We start from the raw sequence: 21,194 nt of genomic DNA on the forward strand, positions 1-21,194 counted from the left end.
TGTTGTGAAGGTGATCCCAGTGACTTCGACGGAACCCTAAGGAAGGGGACGGATACCGGTGTCGACGCCGTTCTATGTCTCACCTCAGCAGGCCATGGCGGACCGCGCCGAGTACGCCCGCAAGGGCATCGCGCGTGGTCGCAGTCTGGTGGTGCTCCAGTTCGCCGACGGCATCGTGTTCGTCGGTGAGAACCCGTCCCGTGCGCTGCACAAGTTCAGCGAGATCTACGACCGGATCGGCTTCGCGGCCGCCGGTAAGTACAACGAGTACGAGAATCTGCGGATCGGCGGTGTGCGGTACGCGGACCTGCGTGGATACACCTACGACCGTGACGACGTGACGGCACGTGGTCTGGCCAACGTGTACGCGCAGACGCTGGGCACGATCTTCTCGTCGGCGGCGGAGAAGCCGTACGAGGTGGAGCTGGTGGTGGCGGAGGTCGGGGAGAGCCCGGAGGGTGACCAGATCTACCGGCTGCCGCATGACGGGTCGATCGTGGACGAGCACGGTTCGGTCGCGGTCGGCGGCAACGCGGAGCAGATCAGCAGCTATCTGGATCGTGAGCACCGGGACGGCATGACCCTGGCGGAGGCTCTGAAGCTGGCGGTGACGGCTCTGTCGCGCGAGCCGAACGGGACGCAGCGGGAGATTCCCGCGGAGCGTCTGGAGGTGGCGGTCCTGGACCGTACACGTCCGCAGAAGCGCAAGTTCAAGCGGATCGTCGGTCCGCAGCTGGCCCGGTTGCTGGAGGCCGGCGGTTCGTCGGCGGTCGAGGAGTCCGGCGAGGCGGAGGAGTCCGGCGGGGACGTCGAGTAGCGGTCCGTCGCGTTCTTTCGCGCTGTGCGCCCCGTCCGGAAGTCCCCGGGCGGGGCGCCGCTGTGTCCCGGGTGCTCCCGGGCGCGCTCAGGAGGCTCTGGGGGGCGCTGTGGAGCCGCGTACGACGAGTTGGACGGGGATGTCCCCGGCTTCGGGTTCGCGGCCGTCCAGGACGGCGAGGAGGGCTCGCATGCCGTGTTCGCCGAAGCGTTCCGCGTCGAGTCGGACGGTGGTGAGTTCGGGGTCGATGGCGGTGGCGAGGGCGAGGTCGTCGAGGCCGGTGACGGAGATGTCGTCGGGGACACGCAGGCCGAGGCGGCGCAGGGCCTTGTAGGCACCGGCGGCGAGTTTGTCGTCGTCGCAGACGAGGGCGGTGGGGTGGCGGCCGTGGGTGGCGAGGGCGGCCTCGGTGGCGGCGAGGGCGCCTTCGATGGAGATGGGGGCGCGGACGGTTCGGACGGTCGCGCCGGGGGTGCGGGCCGTGCGCGCGGCCAGTTCCCGGGCGCGTACGTCGAAGGTCCAGGAGGCGACGTCCGCGGCGAGGTGCAGGAAGTGCCGGTGGCCGAGGCCCAGGAGGTGTTCGGCGACCTGGCGTACGCCGTCGGCGATGTCGAGGTTGACGGTGGCGGCGCCGAGGCTGCCCGCGGGGTCGCTGTCGAGCATGACGAGGGGGAGCTGGTCGCCGCGAATGGCGGTGAGGGCGTCGGCGGCCATGGAGGAGGCGATGACGCCGTCGAGGGCGGCCTGGGCGGAGGCGAAGGGGTCGCGGGCCGGGCCGATGCCTTCGGGGGAGGGGTAGAGGACGACTCCGAAGCCGTGTTCGGCGGCCACCCGGGCGGCGCCGGTGTAGACGCCCGCGAAGAACTCGGTGGTGAGGGCGGGTACGACGAGGAGCACGGTGCGGGTGCGGCCGAGGCGGAGGTTGCGCGCGGCGAGGTTGGGGCGGTAGCCGAGGTCGCGGGCGGCCTCACGGACGCGTGCGGCGGTGGTCTCGGAGACGCGGCCGCGCCATTTGTCGCCGAGTACGAGGGACACGGCGGCCTGGGAGACGCCGGCGGCCCGGGCGACGTCGCGGCTCGTGGGGCGCGTGCTGCTGCGTGCCACCGGGGGCGGGCTCCTTCGTCTGGACGTGTGAACAGCGCACATGGTACGTATGGAAGCCGGGGTTATACGTAAAACTTGGAGGCGGGCATGGCCGCGGGGTACCTGGAGATCCTCAGGGCGAGACACGCGGGCCGGCTGCTGACGGGGACGCTGGTGGGCCGGCTGCCGAACGCGACCGCGGCCCTCGCGATCGTGCTGTTCGTGCGCGCCGAGGGCGGTACCTACAGCCTGGCGGGGGCGCTGGCGGCGGTGTACGGCGTGGCGAACGCCGTGGGGCAGCCCGTGCTCGGACGGCTGGTGGACCTGTACGGGCAGCCGCGTGTCCAGTTGCCCGCGGTCTTGGCGTCGGCGCTCGCGATGGCCGGTTTCGCCTTCGCGGGGACCGGGGTGCTGCCGCTCGCGTACGCGGCCGTCGCGGCGGCCGGGCTGTTCACCCCGCCGTTGGAGGGCGGCCTGCGGGCCCTGTGGCCGAGTGTGCTGGGTGGCGAGGAGCGGGTGCACACGGCCTACGCGATGGACGCGGTGGCGCAGGAAGTCATGTTCACCGTGGGACCGTTGCTGGTGACGTCGTGTGTGTCGCTGTGGTCGGCGCAGGCGGCGCTGCTGGTGGTGAACGCGGTGGGGGTGCTGGGGGCGCTCTCGGTGGTGGTCTCGCCGCCGTCGCGCGCGTGGCGTTCGGCGCCGCGCGCGGCGCACTGGCTGGGTGCGCTGCGTTCGTCCGGACTGCTGGCGTTGCTGGCCGCGTTCCTCTTCGTGGGTATCGCGCTGGGGTCCATCACGGTGGCGTCGGTGCCGTACGCGGACGACCACGGCGGTGCCGCGGTGTACGGCTGGCTGATGGCCGCCCTGGGGCTCGGCGCGCTGCTCGGGGGCACGGTGTACGGGGCGCGGCGGTGGCGGGGGGAGCCGGCGCGGCGACTGCGGGTCCTGGTGGCGCTTCTGGCGGTGTGTTATCTGCCGCTGACGCTGATGCCCGGCGTGGTGGCCATGGTGCTGCTCACGGTGCTCGCGGGGGTGTTCCTGGCGCCCGCGATCGCGTGTGCGTTCGTGCTGGTGGACGGGCATGCGCCGAGCGGGACGGTCACCGAGGCGTTCTCCTGGCTCGTGACGACGTTCACGGTGGGTTCGTCGGTGGGAACGGGCCTCGCGGGTCCGGTCGTCGAGGCGGGCGGGGCGCTGTGGGGGTTCACGGTGCCGGCGGTGGCGGGGGGTGTGTCGTTGCTGGTCCTGGTGGTCACGCGGCGGGTCCTCGCAGTTCCCGGTGGGGGTGCGATGGTTGTGGCCGCTTCGGAAAATGATCCAAATCGTGCTGTCGAACCTCGTTTCAGGTCGGGGGATCGGGCGTAATGTTCAGTCATGGACCGCCGCATTTTCGGGCTGGAGAACGAGTACGGCGTCACGTGCACGTTCAGGGGACAGCGCCGCCTGTCGCCTGACGAGGTGGCGCGGTACCTCTTCCGCCGTGTCGTGTCATGGGGCCGTAGTAGCAATGTCTTTCTGCGGAACGGCGCCCGGCTGTATCTCGACGTGGGCTCACATCCGGAATACGCGACACCCGAATGTGACAATGTGACCGAACTGGTCACGCACGACAAGGCCGGCGAGCGCATTCTCGAAGGGCTGTTGGTGGACGCCGAACGACGCCTGCACGAGGAAGGAATCGCGGGCGACGTCTACCTTTTCAAGAACAACACCGACTCGGCGGGCAACTCCTACGGTTGCCACGAGAACTATCTGGTGGCGCGGCACGGGGAGTTCTCCCGGCTCGCGGACATCCTCATTCCGTTCCTGGTCACCCGGCAGCTGCTGTGCGGCGCGGGCAAGGTGCTCCAGACACCGCGCGGTGCCGTGTACTGCGTGAGCCAGCGGGCGGAGCACATCTGGGAGGGCGTGTCGTCGGCGACGACACGTTCCCGGCCGATCATCAACACGCGGGACGAACCGCACGCGGACGCCGAGCGGTACCGCCGGCTGCACGTCATCGTGGGCGACTCGAACATGTCGGAGACGACGATGCTGCTGAAGGTCGGCGCCACCGACCTGGTGCTGCGCATGATCGAGGCGGGCACCGTGATGCGGGACCTGACCCTGGAGAACCCGATCCGGGCGATCCGTGAGGTCAGCCACGACATCACGGGCCGGCGCAAGGTGCGCCTCGCCAGCGGCCGGGAGGCGTCGGCGCTCGAGGTGCAGCGGGAGTACTACGAGAAGGCCGTGGACTTCTGCGAGCGGCGCGGTATCCGCACCGGCACGGTCGAGCAGGTGCTGGAGCTGTGGGGCCGCACCCTGGACGCGATCGAGGCGGAGGACCTGGACCGGATCGGTACCGAGATCGACTGGGTGATGAAGTACAAGCTCATCGAGCGGTACCGGGCCAAGCACAACATGACCATGTCTCATCCGCGGGTGGCGCAGATAGACCTCGCCTATCACGACATCCACCGTCGTCGTGGTCTGTACTACCTGCTGGAGAAGAAGGGCCAAGCCGCGCGGATCTGCAATGACTTGAAGATCTTCGAGGGCAAGTCGGTGCCGCCGCAGACGACTCGGGCGCGGTTGCGGGGTGACTTCATCCGGCGGGCGCAGGAGCAGCGACGGGACTTCACGGTCGACTGGGTGCATCTCAAGCTCAACGACCAGGCGCAGCGCACGGTGCTGTGCAAGGACCCGTTCCGTTCGGTGGACGACCGGGTGGAGAAGCTCATCGCCGGTATGTGAGCGAATGCCGTGGAACGCCACACGGGCGCCGTACGTTTCCCGTACGGCGCCCGTGTGGCGTCGTAGAGTTGCGCGCACGCCATCCGCAAGATCGACCGATTACGAGGCTCTTCCGTGCGCCGACGCTCTCTTCTCCTTGCCGCCGTTCCCGCAGGGCTGGTCACACTCGCCGGGTGTGGTGACAAGTCGTCCTCCTCCAGCAAGGCCAGTGCGTCGCCGTCGGCCTCGGCGTCGTCGGTGCCGCCGCCGAAGATCGTGGACGGGCCGCTGCCGGCGATCACGGCGGGCACGAAGTTCGGTGAGAAGCCGACGGTGGCCAAGGGCAGCGGGGACCCGTCGAAGGACCTCGCGGTCAAGACGGTGATCGCGGGCAGCGGGAAGACGGTCGCGGAGAACGACTACATCCAGGCCAATTACCTGGGGCAGATCTGGTCCACGGGGAAGGTGTTCGACCAGTCCTACGACCGGACGCCCCTGCTGATGCAGCTGGCCCAGGGCAGCATCATCGACGGCTGGCGGTACGCGCTGGCCGGGAAGAAGGCGGGCAGCCGGGTGCTGATGGCGGTGCCGCCGACCTGGGGATACGGCAGCTCGGGCAACGCGCAGGCGGGGATCAAGGGCACCGACACGCTGGTGTTCGTGGTGGACGTGCTGAACTCGTTCAACTCGAAGAGCTCCAGCACGGGCAAGGCGGTCGCGCAGAGCGACGCCGCGCTGCCGAAGGTGGGCACGAACACGGACGGCAAGGCTCCCTCGATCGACGTTCCCAAGGCCGATCCGCCGAAGAAGCTGGTCTCGACCTACGTCCTGGAGGGGGACGGGCCGCAGGTGAAGGCGTCGCAGACGGTCCTGTGCCAGTTCAAGGGTGTGGTCTGGGACGGCGGCAAGACCTTCGAGCAGACCTATGACAGCGGGCGGCTGGCCCAGTTCGCGGTCGAGCAGATGCAGGAGGTCGTCAAGGGGCTGGCGCAGGGGCTCACCGGCAAGAAGGTCGGCAGCCGGGTGCTCGTCGTCGTGCCGCCGAACCTGGCCTACGGGAACAACCCGCCGAGCGGTGGCGTGGTGAAGAAGGGATCCACGCTGGTGTTCTCGGTGGACATCCTGGCGGCGATGTAGCCGCGCGGGCGCGAGCGCGGCGGGGATGAAAGACTGTGCGGGTTCCGTGTCGTACACAAGCAGGAGCTAGAGACGTGAGCATCGACAAGCCCGAGATCGACTTCCCGGGCGGCGAGCCCCCGGCCGACCTGGAGATCAAGGACATCTGGGAGGGCGACGGCGAGGTGGCCCAGGCGGGCCAGACCGTCACCGTGCACTACGTGGGTGTCGCGTTCAGCACCGGCGAGGAGTTCGACGCCAGCTGGAACCGGGGCACGCCGTTCCGCTTCCCGCTGGGTGGCGGCCGGGTCATCAAGGGCTGGGACCAGGGTGTGCAGGGCATGAAGGTCGGCGGCCGTCGCCAGCTGACCATTCCGGCCCACCTCGCCTACGGCAACCAGAGCCCGACGCCGGCGATCCAGCCCGGTGAGACGCTGATCTTCGTCGTGGACCTGCTCGCGGTCTGATCCCGCTGCCCCGGTCGGAAGCCGGCCGGACGAGGGCCCGTGCCATGCGCGCGGGTCCTCGCCGTTTGTCGGTTCCTGTCCGTTTCGGCCCGCACGGTTCGGACCGGCTTTTGCCGTGACGCTGCGGAGCGGTACGGTCAACGGTCAGGAGCACCATAGGGAAGGCGAAGGGCGTCGATGGCCATTGCCAAGGCCGAGCGGCTGATGAACCTGGCGCTGTGCCTGCTGGGGACTCGCCGGCCGCTCAGCAAGCGTGAGCTGCGGGAATCCATTGAGGCCTACCTGGAAGCCGGATCGGACGACTCCTTCAACCGGATGTTCGAGCGGGACAAGGACGATCTCCGTGAACTGGGTCTGGTGATCGAGACCGTCGAGAACCTGGATGGCGAGGTCGGCTACCTCGCGCGCCGCGACAGCAACCGGCTGCCTCCCATCACCCTGGACGCCGAGGAGGCCGCCGCCCTCGGTCTCGCCGCCAAGGTCTGGCAGCAGGCCCGGCTCGCCGGGGCGGCCAGTGGCGCACTGCAGAAGCTGCGCGCTGCGGGGCTTCCCGAGGACGTCGACCCGTACGAGGCGCACGGTGCCCTGGAGCCGCGGATCCCCGTGCACGAGGCCGCCTTCGAACCGCTCATGCTGGCCTGCCGCGACCGCCGCCCGGTCGTCTTCGAGTACCGCAAGGCCACCGCCGCCCACCCAGAGCCCCGTCATGTGGAGCCCTGGGCCCTGGAGTGCTGGCGCGGCCACTGGTACCTGGCGGGCTGGGACCGCGACCGGGGTGCCGAGCGGGTGTTCAGGCTGTCCAGGATCACCGGGAAGGTGCGCTCCCGGGGCACCGGTTTCACCGTGCCGGTCCCGGACGTGGTCACCGTGCGCGAGACCGTCGCGAGCTGGGCCGGGGAGATCGCCGACCGCTCGGCGCTGATCCGACTGCGCTCCGGCGCCGGGTACCCCCTGCGGGCGAAGGCCACGGTCGTCCGGGAACTCGGCGACGGGTGGGACGAGTTGGAGATTCCGTACGGGCACGGCCTGGACGCCTGGCTGGTCGAGTTCGCGGCGGACGTGATCGTGCTGGAGCCGGCCGAGCTGCGTGCGGACGTGGTGGACCGGCTGCGTGCCGTGGCCAAGGGCTGAGGGGGAGCGGAGCAAGACAGTGGCAGGCAAACCGGTCAGGCCCGTCAACGCCATCGACCAGACCCGGCGGATGCTCTCCCTGGTGACCTATCTGCGCGAGCGCCCCGGCGCCCGGATCGCGGACGTCGCCCGGGCCTTCGGCATCACCGAGGACGAGCTGGTCTCCGACCTGGACGTGCTGCCCATGTGCGGCACCAGCTTCCGGGGCGGCGACCTGCTGGACATCGACACCGACGGCGAGCGGATCTGGTGGCACAACGTCGCCGCGCTCGGCGAGGACGCCGCCGAACCCCTCCGGCTCGCCGCCGACGAGGCGACCGCGCTCCTGGTCGCCGCCCGCGCGGTGGCCACCCTGCCGGGGCTCCGCGAGGGCGACCGGCAGGCCCTGCTGCGGGCCACCGCCAAGGTGGAGACCGCGGCCGGCGAGGCGGGCGACGCCAGCGCCCGGCTGTCGGTGACCTTCGAGTCCGAGGGCGGGGTGTTCGCCGACGTCGACCGGGCGATCTCCGAGCGCCGCCGGCTGTGGATCCGCTACTACTCACCGGCCCGCGACGAGCTCACCGAACGCGAGATCGACCCCATCCGCCTGGTCAGCGTCGGCCATACCTATGTCGAGGCCTGGTGCAGGCGCTCCGAGGCCCGACGCACCTTCCGGCTCGACCGGGTGGCGGAGATCAGGATCCTGGACGAGCCGGCCGCGCCCCCGGAGATCGAGCTGCGCGACCTGTCCGAGGCGCTGGTGCAGCCGGCCGCCGAGGATCCCGAGGTGGTCGTCGAGGTGGGCCCGGCCGGCCGCTGGGTCGCCGAGTACTACCCGCACGACAGCGCGGATGAGCTTCCCGACGGCGGGCTGCGTATCACCCTGCGCACCCCCGATCCGGCCTCCCTGCGCCGGCTGGCGCTCAGGCTGGGCGGCGACGGCCGGATCGTGTCACCGCCCGAGCTGGCCGACAGCGCCCGCCGGGCGGCCCGCGAGGCGCTGGCGGCGTACGACCGCGTCGTACCCACCGATCAGCACGGGCGTGCGTGAGCTCCGGGGCGAAGGCGCCTTGACGGCGAACGACCAAGAAGGAGGGGCGAGGGATTTGAGCGAGTCTGCGGGTTCCGGCGCGGGGGAGATCGCGGGGGAGATCACGGTCGCGACCGCATTCGCCGGGATGAGAAGAGTGGTCCCCGTGATGTTCAGGGCCGGCTGCCCGGACTGCCGGGGCAGCTTCGAGCTCGCCGCCGGCGCCCTGCGCCTGGCCATCGGGGCCACCAGCAAGACGACGTTCTACTCCTTCACCTGCCCCGACTGCGGTGCCGCCGTCCGCAAGCCGGCCGGCGAGCGCATCGTCGAACTGCTCACCGGCGGCGGGGTCAGGACCCTGCGGCTGCACCCCACCGTCTAGGCTCGCTGCCATGTTCTGGGCGATGGTCGCGGTAGCTGTGGGTTTCGTGGGTCTCGCCGTGCTCGGTGTCCTCGCCGTGCGGGTCTTCCTGGAGGCACGGCGGCTGGGGGCGCAGGTCACGGAGTCGGCGCGGCGCATCAACCGCGCCGCGGAGGACCTGGAGCGGGCGGCCGGGAGCGCGGCCCGCACGGTCGACGCGCTGTGACGCCCGCTGTGAAAGCGATGTGAGCGGTGGGCCGTCAGCGGTTTGCGTCACTTCGCCCTGTCACGCTGCCGCTGTCGGCAGGTACGCTGCTGATCGCGGCCGCCAACGAGGCACGGTCCGCGACGCAGGAGTACGCACGGGGATTGCTCCACGTTCACCCCCGGGCGTTACGATCGCTGTCAGCACGATGGTCGGACACCTGTCCGACCGGTCGGACAGGCCCCGTCGCCTCGGTGAGAAGGTGAAGATCTATGTTCCGCAACGGACTCGAGCCGTGGCACCTGTTGATCCTCGTTGTGGTGCTCCTCCTCGTGTTTGGTTCCAAGAAGCTGCCGGACATGGCGCGCTCGCTGGGCAAGTCCGCTCGGATCCTGAAGAGCGAGGCGAAGGCGATGAAGGACGACGGCAAGCAGCCCGCCACCGCCGAGTCCGCCGCCGAGGAGCCCGCACCCGCACAGCGCACGATCCAGGCTTCGCCCGGCGACGTGACCAGCTCCCGCCCGGTCAACGAGCCGACGAACACGAACCAGCGCTGACGCGAGGACCGGGGCCATCGGTCCGCTGCACGAGATGAGGATGTGGGTTGCTCAAGTCTGCCCGCGATAAGGAGAAGGATCCCGAGGGGCGGATGCCGCTCGCGGATCACTTGCGTGAGCTGCGCAACCGGCTTGCGAAGGGTGTCCTGGCGATCCTCGTCGTCACGATCGTCGCGGCCTTCTTCTACCGGGACATCATCGATGTCGTCACCAAGCCGATGTTCGACGAGATCGGTTGCAACCAGACCTTCGGGGAGCTGGCCAAGAGCAAGAACGTTCACTGTGCCCACATCACGGTCAGCGGTCTGCTCGCGCCGTTCACGCTGGCCCTGAAGGTCTCCCTGATGACCGGCGTCGTGCTCGCGTCGCCGGTGTGGCTCTACCAGCTGTGGGCGTTCGTCGCTCCGGGACTGCACCGCAACGAGAAGAAGTACGCCTACGCCTTCGTCGGCTTCGGCTTCCCGCTCTTCCTCGGGGGCGGCTTCCTCGCGTTCCACGTGCTGCCCACCACGGCCAAGGTCATGATCGACCTGACGCCCGCGAACGCCGAGAACCTCCTGCCCCTCGACGACCTGCTGGACCTCATCACCCGCATGATCGTCGTGTTCGGCCTCGCCTTCGAGATGCCCTTGCTGCTGGTCATGCTCAACCTCACCGGGGTGCTGTCGGGGCGGCGCATGCTGGGCTGGTGGCGCGGCATGGTCGTGGGCATCACCGCCTTCGCGGCCGTGGCCACACCCAGCCCCGACCCGATGACGATGCTGGCGCTGGCGGCACCGATCTGGGGGCTGTACTTCATCGCCGTGGCCGTCTCACTGCTCAACGACCGGCGCCGGGCCCGCCGGGCCGCCGAGGGCCCCGGCGACGACGAGGCCTCCGAGCTGGACCTGACGCCCGAGGACATCGGGGAGGTCGAGCCGGTGCGGGCGCTCAGCTCGCCCGGCCGGACCGACGTGCCCAGCGACAGGGTGAACGGCTACGACGACGTGACCTGAGCGTCGCGTCCCGTTCCGCGCGTGACAGGGGGCCCCACCGGTGACCGGTGGGGCCCCCTGCGCGTGTGCTCGGGCGGCCGGGGTGCGCGGGCGCTGCGCCGATCCGGATATTGATCGTCCTGTTGTCAGCGGGGACCGGTACGCTCGAAAGCACGATGACAGAGGATCTCTCACCGGCCGAGCGGTATGCGGCGGCCCGCAGGCGGGCCGCCGAGCAGGCCACCGCGCTCGCGTCGTTCCGCGAGATGTACGACTTCGGCCTCGACCCCTTCCAGATCGAGGCCTGCCAGGCCCTCGAAGCCGGAAAGGGCGTACTGGTGGCCGCCCCCACCGGCTCCGGCAAGACGATCGTGGGCGAGTTCGCCGTCCACCTCGCCCTGATGCAGGGCAAGAAGTGCTTCTACACGACACCCATCAAGGCGCTGTCGAACCAGAAGTACGCCGACCTGTGCCGCCGCTACGGCGACGGCATGGTGGGCCTGCTCACCGGTGACAACAGCATCAACCCGGACGCCGCCGTGGTCGTCATGACCACCGAGGTCCTGCGGAACATGCTGTACGCGGGCTCCCAGACGCTCATCGGCCTCGGCTACGTGGTCATGGACGAGGTCCACTACCTCTCCGACCGGTTCCGCGGCGCCGTCTGGGAAGAGGTGATCATCCACCTCCCGGAGTCCGTCACCCTGGTGTCCCTGTCGGCGACCGTCTCCAACGCCGAGGAGTTCGGCGACTGGCTCGACACCGTCCGCGGCGACACCGAGGTCATCGTCTCCGAGCACCGCCCCGTCCCGCTGTTCCAGCACGTGCTCGCCGGACGCCGGATGTACGACCTGTTCGAGGAGGGCGAGGGCCACAAGAAGGCCGTCAACCCCGACCTCGCCCGGCTGGCCCGCATGGAGGCACAGCGTCCGTCGTACCAGGACCGCAGGCGCGGCCGCGCCATGCGCGAGGCCGACCGGGAGCGGGAGCGCCGGCAGCGCTCCCGGGTGTGGACCCCGGGCCGCCCCGAGGTCATCGAACGGCTCGACAACGAGGGCCTGCTGCCCGCGATCACCTTCATCTTCAGCCGCGCCGCCTGCGAGGCCGCCGTCCAGCAGTGCCTGTACGCGGGGCTGCGGCTCAACGACGACGAGGCACGGGAACAGGTGCGCGCCCTCGTCGAGGAGCGCACCTCGTCCATCCCGCCGGAGGACCTGCACGTCCTCGGCTACTACGAGTGGCTGGAGGGCCTGGAGCGCGGTATCGCCGCCCACCACGCGGGCATGCTCCCCACCTTCAAGGAAGTCGTCGAGGAACTCTTCGTACGCGGCCTGGTCAAGGCCGTGTTCGCCACCGAGACCCTCGCGCTCGGCATCAACATGCCCGCCCGTTCGGTGGTGCTGGAGAAGCTCGTCAAGTGGAACGGCGAGCAGCACGCCGACATCACGCCCGGCGAGTACACCCAGCTGACGGGCCGTGCGGGCCGCCGCGGCATCGACGTCGAGGGCCACGCGGTGGTGCTGTGGCAGCGCGGGATGAGCCCCGAGCACCTTGCCGGACTCGCCGGTACCCGCACGTATCCGCTGCGCTCCAGCTTCAAGCCGTCGTACAACATGGCGGTCAACCTGGTCGAGCAGTTCGGGCGGCACCGCTCACGGGAGCTGCTGGAGACCTCGTTCGCGCAGTTCCAGGCGGACAAGTCGGTCGTCGGGATCTCCCGTCAGGTGCAGCGCAACGAGGAAGGGCTCAGCGGCTACAAGGAGTCCATGACCTGCCACCTCGGCGACTTCGAGGAGTACGCGCGGCTGCGCCGGGAACTGAAGGACCGCGAGACCGAGCTGTCCCGGCAGGGCGTGGCCCAGCGCCGCGCCGAGGCCGCCGTGGCCCTGGAGAAGCTCAAGCCGGGCGACGTCATCCACGTGCCGACGGGCAAGTACGCCGGGCTCGCGCTGGTCCTCGACCCCGGGCTGCCCGCCGGGCGGTCCAACGGCCACCGCGGCTTCGAGCAGCACGACGGACCGCGCCCGCTGGTGCTGACCGCCGAACGGCAGGTCAAGCGGCTGGCCTCGATCGACTTCCCGGTGCCCGTCGAGGCGCTGGAGCGGATGCGGATCCCCAAGTCCTTCAACCCCCGCTCCCCGCAGTCCCGTCGGGACCTCGCCTCGGCGCTGCGCACCAAGGCCGGGCACATCCCGCCGGAGCGGGCCCGCAAGAAGCGCTCGCAGGCGGCCGACGACCGCGAGATCGCCCGGCTGCGCACCGCGATCCGCGCGCACCCCTGCCACGGGTGCAACGACCGCGAGGACCACGCCCGTTGGGCCGAGCGCTACCACCGGCTGCTGCGGGACACCTCGCAGCTGGAGCGGCGCATCGAGGGCCGGACCAACACCATCGCCCGCACCTTCGACCGGATCGTCGCCCTGCTGACCGAACTGGACTACCTGCGCGGCGACGAGGTCACCGCACACGGCAGGCGGCTGGCCCGGCTCTACGGCGAACTGGACCTGCTCGCCAGCGAATGCCTGCGCGCCGGCGTCTGGGAGGGGCTCGGCCCCGCCGAACTCGCCGCGTGCGTCTCGGCGCTGGTGTACGAGGCCCGGGTCGGGGACGACGCGATGGCCCCGAAGCTGCCCTCCGGCAAGGCCAAGGCCGCCCTCGGCGAGATGGTGCGGATCTGGGGGCGGCTCGACGCCCTGGAGGAGGAGTTCCGTATCAACCAGACCGAGGGGGTCGGGCAGCGCGAGCCCGACCTCGGGTTCGCCTGGGCCGTGTACATGTGGGCCTCCGGGACGGGACTCGACGAGGTGCTGCGGGAGGCCGAGATGCCCGCGGGGGACTTCGTCCGGTGGTGCAAGCAGGTCATCGACGTGCTGGGTCAGCTCTCCGCGGCGGCGCCGGTGGGGGAGGGGTCGACGGTGGGCAAGGCCGCGCGCAAGGCCGTGGATCTGGTGCTGCGGGGAGTCGTGGCCTACTCGTCGGTGGGGTGAGTCGTGCGGGTGCGCTGTGGCTGCTCGCGCAGTTTCTCGCGCCCCTGGGTAGGGACAGTCATCCTCGGTTGAGATAGTTCCGCCAGCCTCCGTACCGGGTGATGTCCTCGGCGTCCGTCAGCGCGCTCGGTTCGCACAGGAAGCCGGGGGCGGTGGTGCCGTCCGCCAGTTCCACGGTGCCCAGGGTCATCGGGCGGGGGAGGGTCGCCAGGAGGCGGCCCAGACCCTCCGCCGGGAGCGTCCACACCTCGGTCTCGATCGCCGCGCCCCTCTCGCCCACGTACACCAGGCCGGGCTTGGGCGGGTCGGTCCGCAGGGCGTGCAGGCGGTACGCGGGGGCCGTGGTCGTGGTGCGGTCCAGTACCGCGCCCTGGGCGAGGAGCTGGGCGTTGAGGGGCTGGCCCGTCAGGTGGGCGCCCAGGACCGCCAGGCTCACCCTCGGCTCCAGGGCGCGGGCGATCGTGGCCAGGCGGTCGTCCGTGAACGCCGGGCCGATCAGCATCACCCCGAAGGGAAGTCCGTTCACCTCGCCGGCCGGAACCGCCACCGCCGCCAGGTCGAAGAGGTTCGTGGAGTTGGTGAAGCGGCCCAGCCGGGCGTTGGCGCCCAGCGGGTCGGCCGCCACCTCCACCAGGGTCGGGTGGCCGGGTGCCGTGGGCAGCAGAAGGGCGTCCGCGTCGGCCAGCTCGGCCAGGGCGCGGGCGCGCAGGTCCGCGAGCCGCTCCTGGTCCGTGAAGAGCCGGTGCGCCGGGATGTCACGGGCGCGGGTGATGATGCCGGCCACGGTCGGGTCCAGACCCTCCCCGCCCGATGAGATCGACTTGTCGACGAAGGCACCCACCGCCGTGTAGCGCTCCGCGACGAACGCCCCTTCGTAGAGCATCGCCGCCGCCTCCGTGAAGGGGGCGAGATCGAGGGGCCGGACCGAGGCGCCGGCGGCGCTCAGCCGGTCCACCGCCGCCTCGTAGGCCGCCGCCCAGCCCTCGTCCAGCTCACCGAGCTGTTCGAGGGGTGGGACCGCGATGCGCCAGGGGCCGGGCGCGCGCGGGAGGAGCGGCGGGAGCGGACGCTCCGGCGGCCGGGCGGCGTGGCCCAGTGCCTGCTCGGCCTCCGCCAGGGTGCGGGCGAACACCGTCACGCAGTCGATCGAGGCGCAGGCCGGCACCACCCCGGCCGTGGGCACCAGGCCCCGGGTGGGCTTGAGGCCGACGATGCCGTTGAAGGCCGCCGGGATCCGGCCCGAGCCCGCCGTGTCCGTGCCCAGGGCGAAGTCGACGATCCCGAGGGCCACCGCCACCGCCGAACCCGAACTGGAGCCGCCGCTGATCCTGGCGGGGTCGATCGCGTTGCGCACCGCGCCGTACGGGGAGCGGGTGCCCACCAGGCCCGTCGCGAACTGGTCGAGGTTGGTGGTGCCGAGCACCAGCGCGCCCGCCGCACGGAGCCGGGCCACCACGGGCGCGTCGGCCGACGGCTCGTACGCGTACGCCGGACACCCCGCCGTCGTGGGCAGCCCCCGGACGTCGATGTTGCCCTTGACGGCGAACAGACGCCCGGCGAGGGGGAGCCGTTCACCGGCCGCCACCCGTGCGTCGAGCGCGCGGGCCTCCGCCTCGGCCTCCTCCCGCGGGCGCAGGTCGATCCAGATCTCGGGACGGCCGACCGCCTCGACGCGCGCGTAGGCGGCGCGGACACGGGAGAGGGTGCTGGACATGTTCTTCGCTCCTCGGGGTCAGTTCGCGGCCGGGGTGGCCGGGGCGGCCGGGGCCAGGACGAGCAGCGCCGTGCCCGCCTCCACCTGGTCGCCGGGCCGTGCCAGGATCTCCGTCACCACACCGGCCATCGGCGCGTGCACCCTGGACTCCATCTTCATCGCCTCCAGGGCGAGCAGCGGCTGCCCGGACGCCACCTCGTCGCCCGGCCGGACGTTCACCTGCCATACCGAGGCGGCGAACTCGGCCTCTATCAGTCTCCCGCCCGGCGGCACCGACACCTCGGCCGGTGACGCGGCGGGGGCGGTGGCCGCCTCGGCCCGCGCGAACTCGCCGGCCGCCTCCCAGGCGTCGCGCTCCGCGGTGAACGCCCTCTGCTGGCGCGTCCTGAACACCGCGATGGCGTCCGCGTGCTCGGAGAGGAAGTCCTGGTACGACGCCAGCGAGAAGGTGCCCTCCTCGATACGGGGCACGAACCGGCCGGAGACGATGTCGGCCCGCAGGTCGAGGAGTTCCTCCGCGGTCACCGGATACCACCTGATCCGGTCGAAGAACCGCAGCAGCCACGGCGAGCCAGGCTCGAACGCGCCCCGCTGCTGCCATCCCGACCACACCTGGGTCGTACGGCCCACGAACTGGTAGCCGCCCGGGCCCTCCATGCCGTACACGCACAGGTAGGCGCCGCCGATGCCGACGGAGTTCTCGGCGGTCCAGGTGCGGGCCGGGTTGTACTTGGTGGTGACCAGGCGGTGGCGCGGGTCGAGCGGGGTGGCGACCGGGGCGCCCAGGTACACATCGCCCAGGCCGAGGACCAGGTACTCCGCGGCGAAGACGGTGCGGTAGACGTCCTCGACCGAGTCCAGGCCGTTGATCCGGCGGATGAACTCGATGTTCCAGGGGCACCAGGGGGCGTCGTCGCGGACGCCCGCCATGTAGCGGGCGATCGCCTCCCGGGTCGCCGGGTCGTCCCAGGAGAGGGGGAGGTGGACCGTGCGGGAGGGGACCACGAGTTCGTCGGTGGGCGGCAGCGCCGAGACGATCTCCCGCACCGCGGCCAGGAGTTCGGCCTGCGGGAGGGTGGCCGGGTCGGTGCGGATCTGGAGCGAGCGGATGCCCGGGGTGAGGTCCGTGACCCCGGGCGGGGCCGCCGCCGTCACCGCCTCCATCAGCGCGTGGACGCGCATGCGCAGCGCCAGGTCCAGCTGCATCGGGCCGAACTCGACCAGCAGGTTGTCGTCACCGCTGCGGCGGTAGGTGACGTCCCCGTCCCGGGCCAGGACACCGCCGTCGGCGATCTCGGGGCGGGGCTCGCCCGTCACGTCGACCGGGGTGAAGCGGACCGTGTCGCCGGGGCGGAGCTGGCCGAGCTTCCAGCGCTCACCGCTCAGGACGGTCGCCGGGCACACGAAACCGCCCAGTGAGGGACCGTCGGGGCCGAGCAGGACCGGCATGTCGCCGGTGTAGTCGACGGCGCCGACCGAGTACGGGGTGTCGTGGATGTTGGACGGGTGCAGGCCCGCCTCGCCGCCGTCGGTACGCGCCCAGCGCGGCTTGGGCCCCATCAGGCGGACCCCGGTGCGCGCCGAGTTGAAGTGCACCTTCCACTCGGCGGCGTAGAAGTCACGGATGTCGTCCTCGGTGAAGAACTCCGGGGCGGCATGCGGGCCTTCGACGGCCGCGAGGTGCCAGACGGTGGTGAAGCGCGGGCGTTCGGCCACCGGCTCGCCCACCGTCACGGCGCCGCCGTGCAGGACGTCACCCGTGCGCAGCGCCCGCCCGCCGTGGCCGCCGAACCGGCCCAGCGTGAAGGTGCTGGCACTGCCCAGGAAGGCCGGGACGTCCAGACCGCCGCCGGCGAACAGGACGTAGGTGCGCAGGCCGTACTCGGCGGGGGCGCCGATCTCCAGCAGCGCGCCCGCCGGGACCGTCACCGGTTCCCACTGCGGGGCGGGGGAGCCGTCGACGGTCACCGTGGCCGGGGCGCCGGTGACACAGACGGTGGTGGGGTGGGTGAAGCGCAGCGACGGACCCTCGAGGGTGCATTCCAGGCCGGGGGCGCCCTCCGGGTTGCCGAGCGCGCGGTTGCCGAGGCGGAAGGAGCGGTCGTCCATCGGGCCGCTCGGCGGGACGCCCACCTGCCAGTATCCGGTGCGGCCCGGCCAGTCCTGGACCGTGGTGAGGGTGCCGGCCGAGACGACCTCGATCCGGGGGGTGGGGTCGGTGACCGCGGCGAGGGTCGCGGTGGAATGGGTGGCGGCGCGGAAGTCCGGATCGGTGAGCGCGGCGCGCACCAGGCCCAGGTTGGTCTCGATGCCGTCGACGCGGGTGCGGGCGAGCGCCTCGTCCAGCCCGCGCAGCGCGCCGGCCCGGTCGGGGCCGTACGCGATCACCTTCGCGAGCATCGGGTCGTACGACGTCGTCACCTCGGTGCCGGTCTCCACCCAGCCGTCGACGCGTACGTCCTGCGGGAACTCCACCCGGGTCAGCAGACCGGCGCTGGGCCGGTGGTCGCGGGACGGGTCCTCGGCGTAGACACGGGCCTCGACGGCGTGCCCGCGCGGGGGGCCCGGGTCCCGCACGACGTCGGTCTCGCCGCCGGCCAGACGCAGCATCCAGGCGACCAGGTCGACGCCGTAGATCTCCTCGGTGACCGGGTGCTCCACCTGGAGACGGGTGTTGACCTCCAGGAAGTAGGCCTCCTCGCGGGCCGCGTCGTACACGAACTCGACCGTGCCCGCGGAGCGGTAGCCGACCGAGGCGCACAGGTCACGGGCGGACGTGGCGAGCTGCTCACGCACCTTCGGCGGCAGACCGGGCGCGGGGGCCTCCTCGACGACCTTCTGGTTGCGGCGCTGCAGCGAGCAGTCCCGGTCGCCGAAGGTGACGACCCGGCCCGCGCCGTCCCCGAAGACCTGCACCTCGACGTGGCGCGCGTGCTCGACGAGGCGTTCCAGGAACACCCCGGCGGAGGAGAAGGAGGCGGCGGCGACCCGCTGCACCCGCTCCCAGGCCTCGGTCAGCTCGTCGGCCGATCGACAAGCCGACATACCGATACCGCCGCCCCCGCCGGTGGCCTTGAGCATGACGGGATAGCCGATGGCCGAGGCCGCGCGCAGCGCCTCGTCCCGGTCCGCCAGCAGCCCTGTTCCCGGGGCCAGCGGGACGCCCGCCGCCTGGGCCGCCGCCCGGGCCGTGTGCTTCGCGCCGAACAGCTCCAGCTGCTCCGGGGTCGGGCCCACGAACACGATGCCGGCCTCCTCGCAGCGCCGGGCGAACGCGGCGTCCTCGGAGAGGAACCCGTAGCCGGGGTGGATGGCGTCGGCACCGGTGTCCTTGGCCGCCTTCAGGACCAGATCGGCGTCGAGGTACGACTCCTTCGCGGGCGCCGGCCCGAGCCGGACCGCCTCGTCGGCCAGGCGTACGTGGGGTGCGGCGCGGTCGGGGTCGGAGTACACGGCGACCGTACGCAGGCCCAGTTCGCGGGCGGTGCGGATGACGCGGACGGCGATCTCGCCGCGGTTGGCGACCAGCAGGGTGTGGAAGGTCATCCCGCGGCTCCGGTGATCGTCATCCGCACGGCGGTCGGGTCGAAGCCGTTGCAGGGGTTGTTGATCTGGGGGCAGTTGGAGACCAGGACGAGGACGTCCCGGTCGGCGCGCAGGGTCAGCCTCAGGCCCGGTGCCGAGATGCCGTCGACGATGCCGAGGGTGCCGTCCTGCTCGACGGGCACGTTCATGTACCAGTTGATGTTGGAGACCAGGTCGCGTTTGCCGAGGCCGTGCCGGGCGCCCTCGGCGAGGAAGTTGTCCACGCAGGCGTGCTGGGACCAGGTGTGGTGCCCGTAGCGCAGGGTGTTGGACTCCTTGGAGCAGGCGCCGCCGACCGTGTCGTGGCGGCCGACCTCGTCCTCGGTCACCGTCATCAGCGCGGTGTGCTCGTTGGAGAGCAGGACGCTGCCGGTGGTGAGGAAGATGCCCCCCTGGGCGTGGATCGTGTCGGGGGCACTGTAGCGGACGGCCGTGTCGTGGGCGTCGTAGGCGAGGAAGTCGACGGCCTGGTTGCCGTGCAGGTCGGTGATGGTCAGCGTCTCGCCCTCGCGGATCACCGAGGACCAGGCGGCGCGGGCCGGGACGACGGTGGTCCCTGTGTTCGTGGTCATGCGAGCCCCCTCGCGGCGAGGAATCCGGTGGTGTTGAGGAAGGCGCGACGGCCCTCGGGGGTGGCGTCCCACAGCGGGTCGCCGGGCGACGTCGGGGCGGCCCGCCAGGCGAGCACCTCCAGGGGGGTGCTGACGTAGTCGGGGCGGGGGTCGGCGGGGTGCGGGACGTTCGCGATCAGGACGGTCAGGTCCTGCTCGGCGCGGAGGGTGACGCTGCCGCCGGGGCCGGCCGAGCCGGTGAAGTCCAGGGTGCCGTCGTCGCGCACCGCCACGCCCTGGAAGAACGACAGGGACGGCGGCAGGTCGCGGGGTTCCAGGCCGTTCTTGGCCGCCGCCAGCTTGAACAGCTCGCGGCCCGCGGGGGAGGGGGACTGCGGGGTGCCGTCGCCGTAGCGGTCGGTGTTGCGGACCAGGGTGGAGGTGCCGCACAGGGCGTCGTGGCGGCCGGAGGTGTCGGCGACGACCGAGGCCAGTACCCGGCCCTGGTCGGACAGGAGCAGGACGCCCTCGCCGAGGTAGGCGTTCCACTGCACCTTGACCGTGTCGGCGACGTTCAGCCGCTCCCACGGGCGGTCGGCGACGTATAGCAGCAGGTGGGCGCAGGCGTCGCCGTGCCGGTCGGTCAGGCGCAGCTCGGTGCCGCGGGCCAGTACGCGGTGGGTGTAGTTGCCGCCGGCCACCGTCTCGGCCCACACCAGGTGTCCGGCCTCGCAGGGCGGGTCGGGCCAGTCGGCGGCCGGGACGACCGGCATCGCGTCGGCCCGGGTGCCCTCCTGCGCGCGGGCGTGCGCCCGGGCTCCGTATGTGGTCGCTGTGGCCATCGCTCGACCTCCGGTCGCGTGGGCTCGGGTTGTTTCTGTCGCCCGACAGAAATTAGGGGCGGACCGCGTCGGGGGCGTTGCGCGGGCGTTCCGGGGCGGTTACCGAGGGCTCACGGGGCGGTGTGGTGGCGGTTCCGCCTGGGGGTGCGTGGCCGGGGTCGCGTGGCGTGACCGCCGGGGTCATGTTCCGTGCGGGGTGCCGCGGTCTCGTGCCGGGCGTGGGGGCGTGATCGTCGGGTGGGGGTGTGTGCGAGGATCGAACGCATGGGGACGAGCAGCGGTGGCCGTCGGGTCGGGCGGCCGCGGGTCGTGCAGCGGCCGGACAGCGGTCTGGAACCGCGGGCCGAACTGCTCGCGGCGGCAGCCGAGTTGTTCACCACCCGCGGCTACGCGGCCACCACCACCCGGGCCGTCGCCGAACGCGCGGGCATGCGGCAGGCGTCCATGTACCACTACGTCTCCGGCAAGGAGGAACTCCTCGCCGAGCTGCTGGAGTCCACCGTCACGCCGTCCCTGGCCTACGCGCGTGAACTGCTCGCGGACGACGCGACCCCGGCCGCGGAGCGGTTGCGGGCCCTGTGCCGGGCCGACGTGGAGCTGCTCTGCGCGGGGCCGCACAACCTCGGGGCGCTCTACCTGCTGCCCGAGGTGCACGCAGAGCGGTTCGCCGGCTTTCGTGCCGTACGCGCGGAACTCAAGGACGCCTACCGGAGGTTGATCGCCGCCACGGCGGCCGGCGGCGGTCAGGCGAAGGGCGAGCTGGAGCTGCGGACCGATCTCGTCTTCGGGCTGATCGAGGGCGTCATCCTGATCCACCGCTCCGAACCCGAGCGCCCCGCCCGTGAGTTCGCCCGCGCCACCGCCGACGCCGCGCTGCGGATCGTCGGCGTCTGAGGGGCTCTTTCACTCGTCACGGTGAGTCACTCCGTACGCCCATGCGTCGTGACACGTCGTGTTCGAATGAATGCCGTGCGTGCAAAATGACCGAGGGTACTCCACCCGTTCGGACGTTTTCAGGTGCTCGCCGAATATGACACGGCGTTGATCCGGTCGGACTAAGCTCGCCCGCGGCGCACC

General features: G+C 71.6%; 18 protein-coding genes. 13 read left to right on the forward strand and 5 right to left on the reverse strand.

Annotated elements, in window-relative coordinates; translation table 11 throughout:
* Positions 1–58 precede the first annotated feature (58 nt).
* Positions 59–817 carry a proteasome subunit alpha gene (gene prcA / locus ACZ3KP_RS20040; RefSeq protein ID WP_467501090.1) on the forward strand — a complete coding sequence of 253 codons (759 nt, stop codon included), beginning with the start codon at positions 59–61 and terminating at the stop codon, positions 815–817.
* Between the two features lie 87 nt (positions 818–904).
* On the opposite strand, the gene ACZ3KP_RS20045 is transcribed toward prcA, so the two are convergent.
* Positions 905–1,921 carry a LacI family DNA-binding transcriptional regulator gene (locus ACZ3KP_RS20045; protein ID WP_467501091.1) on the reverse strand — a complete coding sequence of 339 codons (1,017 nt, stop codon included), beginning with the start codon at positions 1,919–1,921 and terminating at the stop codon, positions 905–907.
* Positions 1,922–2,008: 87 nt separating this feature from the next.
* Between ACZ3KP_RS20045 and ACZ3KP_RS20050 the strand changes: the two genes are divergently transcribed.
* The 11 genes from ACZ3KP_RS20050 to ACZ3KP_RS20100 all read left to right on the forward strand — a co-directional run bounded on the left by ACZ3KP_RS20050 (position 2,009) and on the right by ACZ3KP_RS20100 (position 13,425).
* Positions 2,009–3,268 carry an MFS transporter gene (locus ACZ3KP_RS20050; protein WP_467501092.1) on the forward strand — a complete coding sequence of 420 codons (1,260 nt, stop codon included), beginning with the start codon at positions 2,009–2,011 and terminating at the stop codon, positions 3,266–3,268.
* Between the two features lie 9 nt (positions 3,269–3,277).
* Positions 3,278–4,639: a Pup--protein ligase gene (gene pafA, locus ACZ3KP_RS20055; protein ID WP_028801611.1), complete on the forward strand. Its 1,362-nt coding sequence runs from the start codon at positions 3,278–3,280 to the stop codon at positions 4,637–4,639.
* A gap of 114 nt (positions 4,640–4,753) precedes the next feature.
* Positions 4,754–5,755: an FKBP-type peptidyl-prolyl cis-trans isomerase gene (locus ACZ3KP_RS20060; RefSeq protein ID WP_467501093.1), complete on the forward strand. Its 1,002-nt coding sequence runs from the start codon at positions 4,754–4,756 to the stop codon at positions 5,753–5,755.
* 74 nt (positions 5,756–5,829) lie between these two features.
* Positions 5,830–6,201 carry an FKBP-type peptidyl-prolyl cis-trans isomerase gene (locus ACZ3KP_RS20065; RefSeq protein ID WP_467501094.1) on the forward strand — a complete coding sequence of 124 codons (372 nt, stop codon included), beginning with the start codon at positions 5,830–5,832 and terminating at the stop codon, positions 6,199–6,201.
* A gap of 177 nt (positions 6,202–6,378) precedes the next feature.
* Entirely contained in the window at positions 6,379–7,332 is a 954-nt protein-coding gene (locus ACZ3KP_RS20070) for a helix-turn-helix transcriptional regulator (RefSeq protein ID WP_358977587.1), read from the forward strand.
* 19 nt (positions 7,333–7,351) lie between these two features.
* A complete protein-coding gene (locus ACZ3KP_RS20075) occupies positions 7,352–8,362 on the forward strand; it encodes a helix-turn-helix transcriptional regulator (protein WP_132889136.1) in 1,011 nt (336 codons plus the stop codon).
* 55 nt (positions 8,363–8,417) lie between these two features.
* On the forward strand, positions 8,418–8,723 hold the full coding sequence (locus ACZ3KP_RS20080) for a hypothetical protein (RefSeq protein ID WP_467501095.1): 306 nt from the start codon (positions 8,418–8,420) through the stop codon (positions 8,721–8,723).
* 10 nt (positions 8,724–8,733) lie between these two features.
* The gene (locus ACZ3KP_RS20085) at positions 8,734–8,928 is read left to right on the forward strand and encodes a hypothetical protein (RefSeq protein ID WP_132889137.1); all 195 of its coding nucleotides are present in this window, start codon (positions 8,734–8,736) and stop codon (positions 8,926–8,928) included.
* Positions 8,929–9,179: 251 nt separating this feature from the next.
* The gene (tatA, locus tag ACZ3KP_RS20090) at positions 9,180–9,464 is read left to right on the forward strand and encodes a Sec-independent protein translocase subunit TatA (protein WP_132889138.1); all 285 of its coding nucleotides are present in this window, start codon (positions 9,180–9,182) and stop codon (positions 9,462–9,464) included.
* A gap of 47 nt (positions 9,465–9,511) precedes the next feature.
* A complete protein-coding gene (tatC, locus tag ACZ3KP_RS20095) occupies positions 9,512–10,459 on the forward strand; it encodes a twin-arginine translocase subunit TatC (RefSeq protein WP_467501096.1) in 948 nt (315 codons plus the stop codon).
* Between the two features lie 155 nt (positions 10,460–10,614).
* Positions 10,615–13,425 carry a DEAD/DEAH box helicase gene (locus ACZ3KP_RS20100; protein ID WP_467501097.1) on the forward strand — a complete coding sequence of 937 codons (2,811 nt, stop codon included), beginning with the start codon at positions 10,615–10,617 and terminating at the stop codon, positions 13,423–13,425.
* A gap of 58 nt (positions 13,426–13,483) precedes the next feature.
* Here ACZ3KP_RS20100 and atzF read toward each other — a convergent pair whose 3' ends face one another.
* Genes atzF through ACZ3KP_RS20120 form a run of 4 tightly spaced genes read right to left on the reverse strand, consistent with a single transcriptional unit; the run spans position 13,484 to position 20,117 of the window.
* Positions 13,484–15,139, reverse strand: a complete 1,656-nt coding sequence (gene atzF / locus ACZ3KP_RS20105; protein ID WP_467501098.1) for an allophanate hydrolase — start codon at positions 15,137–15,139, stop codon at positions 13,484–13,486.
* An 18-nt stretch (positions 15,140–15,157) separates the two neighbouring features.
* Positions 15,158–18,685 carry a 5-oxoprolinase/urea amidolyase family protein gene (locus ACZ3KP_RS20110; RefSeq protein ID WP_467501099.1) on the reverse strand — a complete coding sequence of 1,176 codons (3,528 nt, stop codon included), beginning with the start codon at positions 18,683–18,685 and terminating at the stop codon, positions 15,158–15,160.
* Positions 18,682–19,296 (reverse strand): urea amidolyase associated protein UAAP2, encoded by a 615-nt coding sequence (locus ACZ3KP_RS20115; RefSeq protein ID WP_467501100.1) that lies wholly within the window; start codon positions 19,294–19,296, stop codon positions 18,682–18,684. The genes ACZ3KP_RS20110 and ACZ3KP_RS20115 overlap by 4 nt, the downstream gene beginning before the upstream one ends.
* The gene (locus ACZ3KP_RS20120; RefSeq protein WP_467501101.1) at positions 19,293–20,117 is read right to left on the reverse strand and encodes an urea amidolyase associated protein UAAP1; all 825 of its coding nucleotides are present in this window, start codon (positions 20,115–20,117) and stop codon (positions 19,293–19,295) included. The genes ACZ3KP_RS20115 and ACZ3KP_RS20120 overlap by 4 nt, the downstream gene beginning before the upstream one ends.
* A gap of 264 nt (positions 20,118–20,381) precedes the next feature.
* Between ACZ3KP_RS20120 and ACZ3KP_RS20125 the strand changes: the two genes are divergently transcribed.
* Positions 20,382–21,011 carry a TetR/AcrR family transcriptional regulator gene (locus tag ACZ3KP_RS20125; RefSeq protein ID WP_358977603.1) on the forward strand — a complete coding sequence of 210 codons (630 nt, stop codon included), beginning with the start codon at positions 20,382–20,384 and terminating at the stop codon, positions 21,009–21,011.
* Positions 21,012–21,194: the final 183 nt, after the last annotated feature.

The sequence above is a fragment of the Streptomyces sp. NPDC020958 genome, assembly GCF_055562175.1.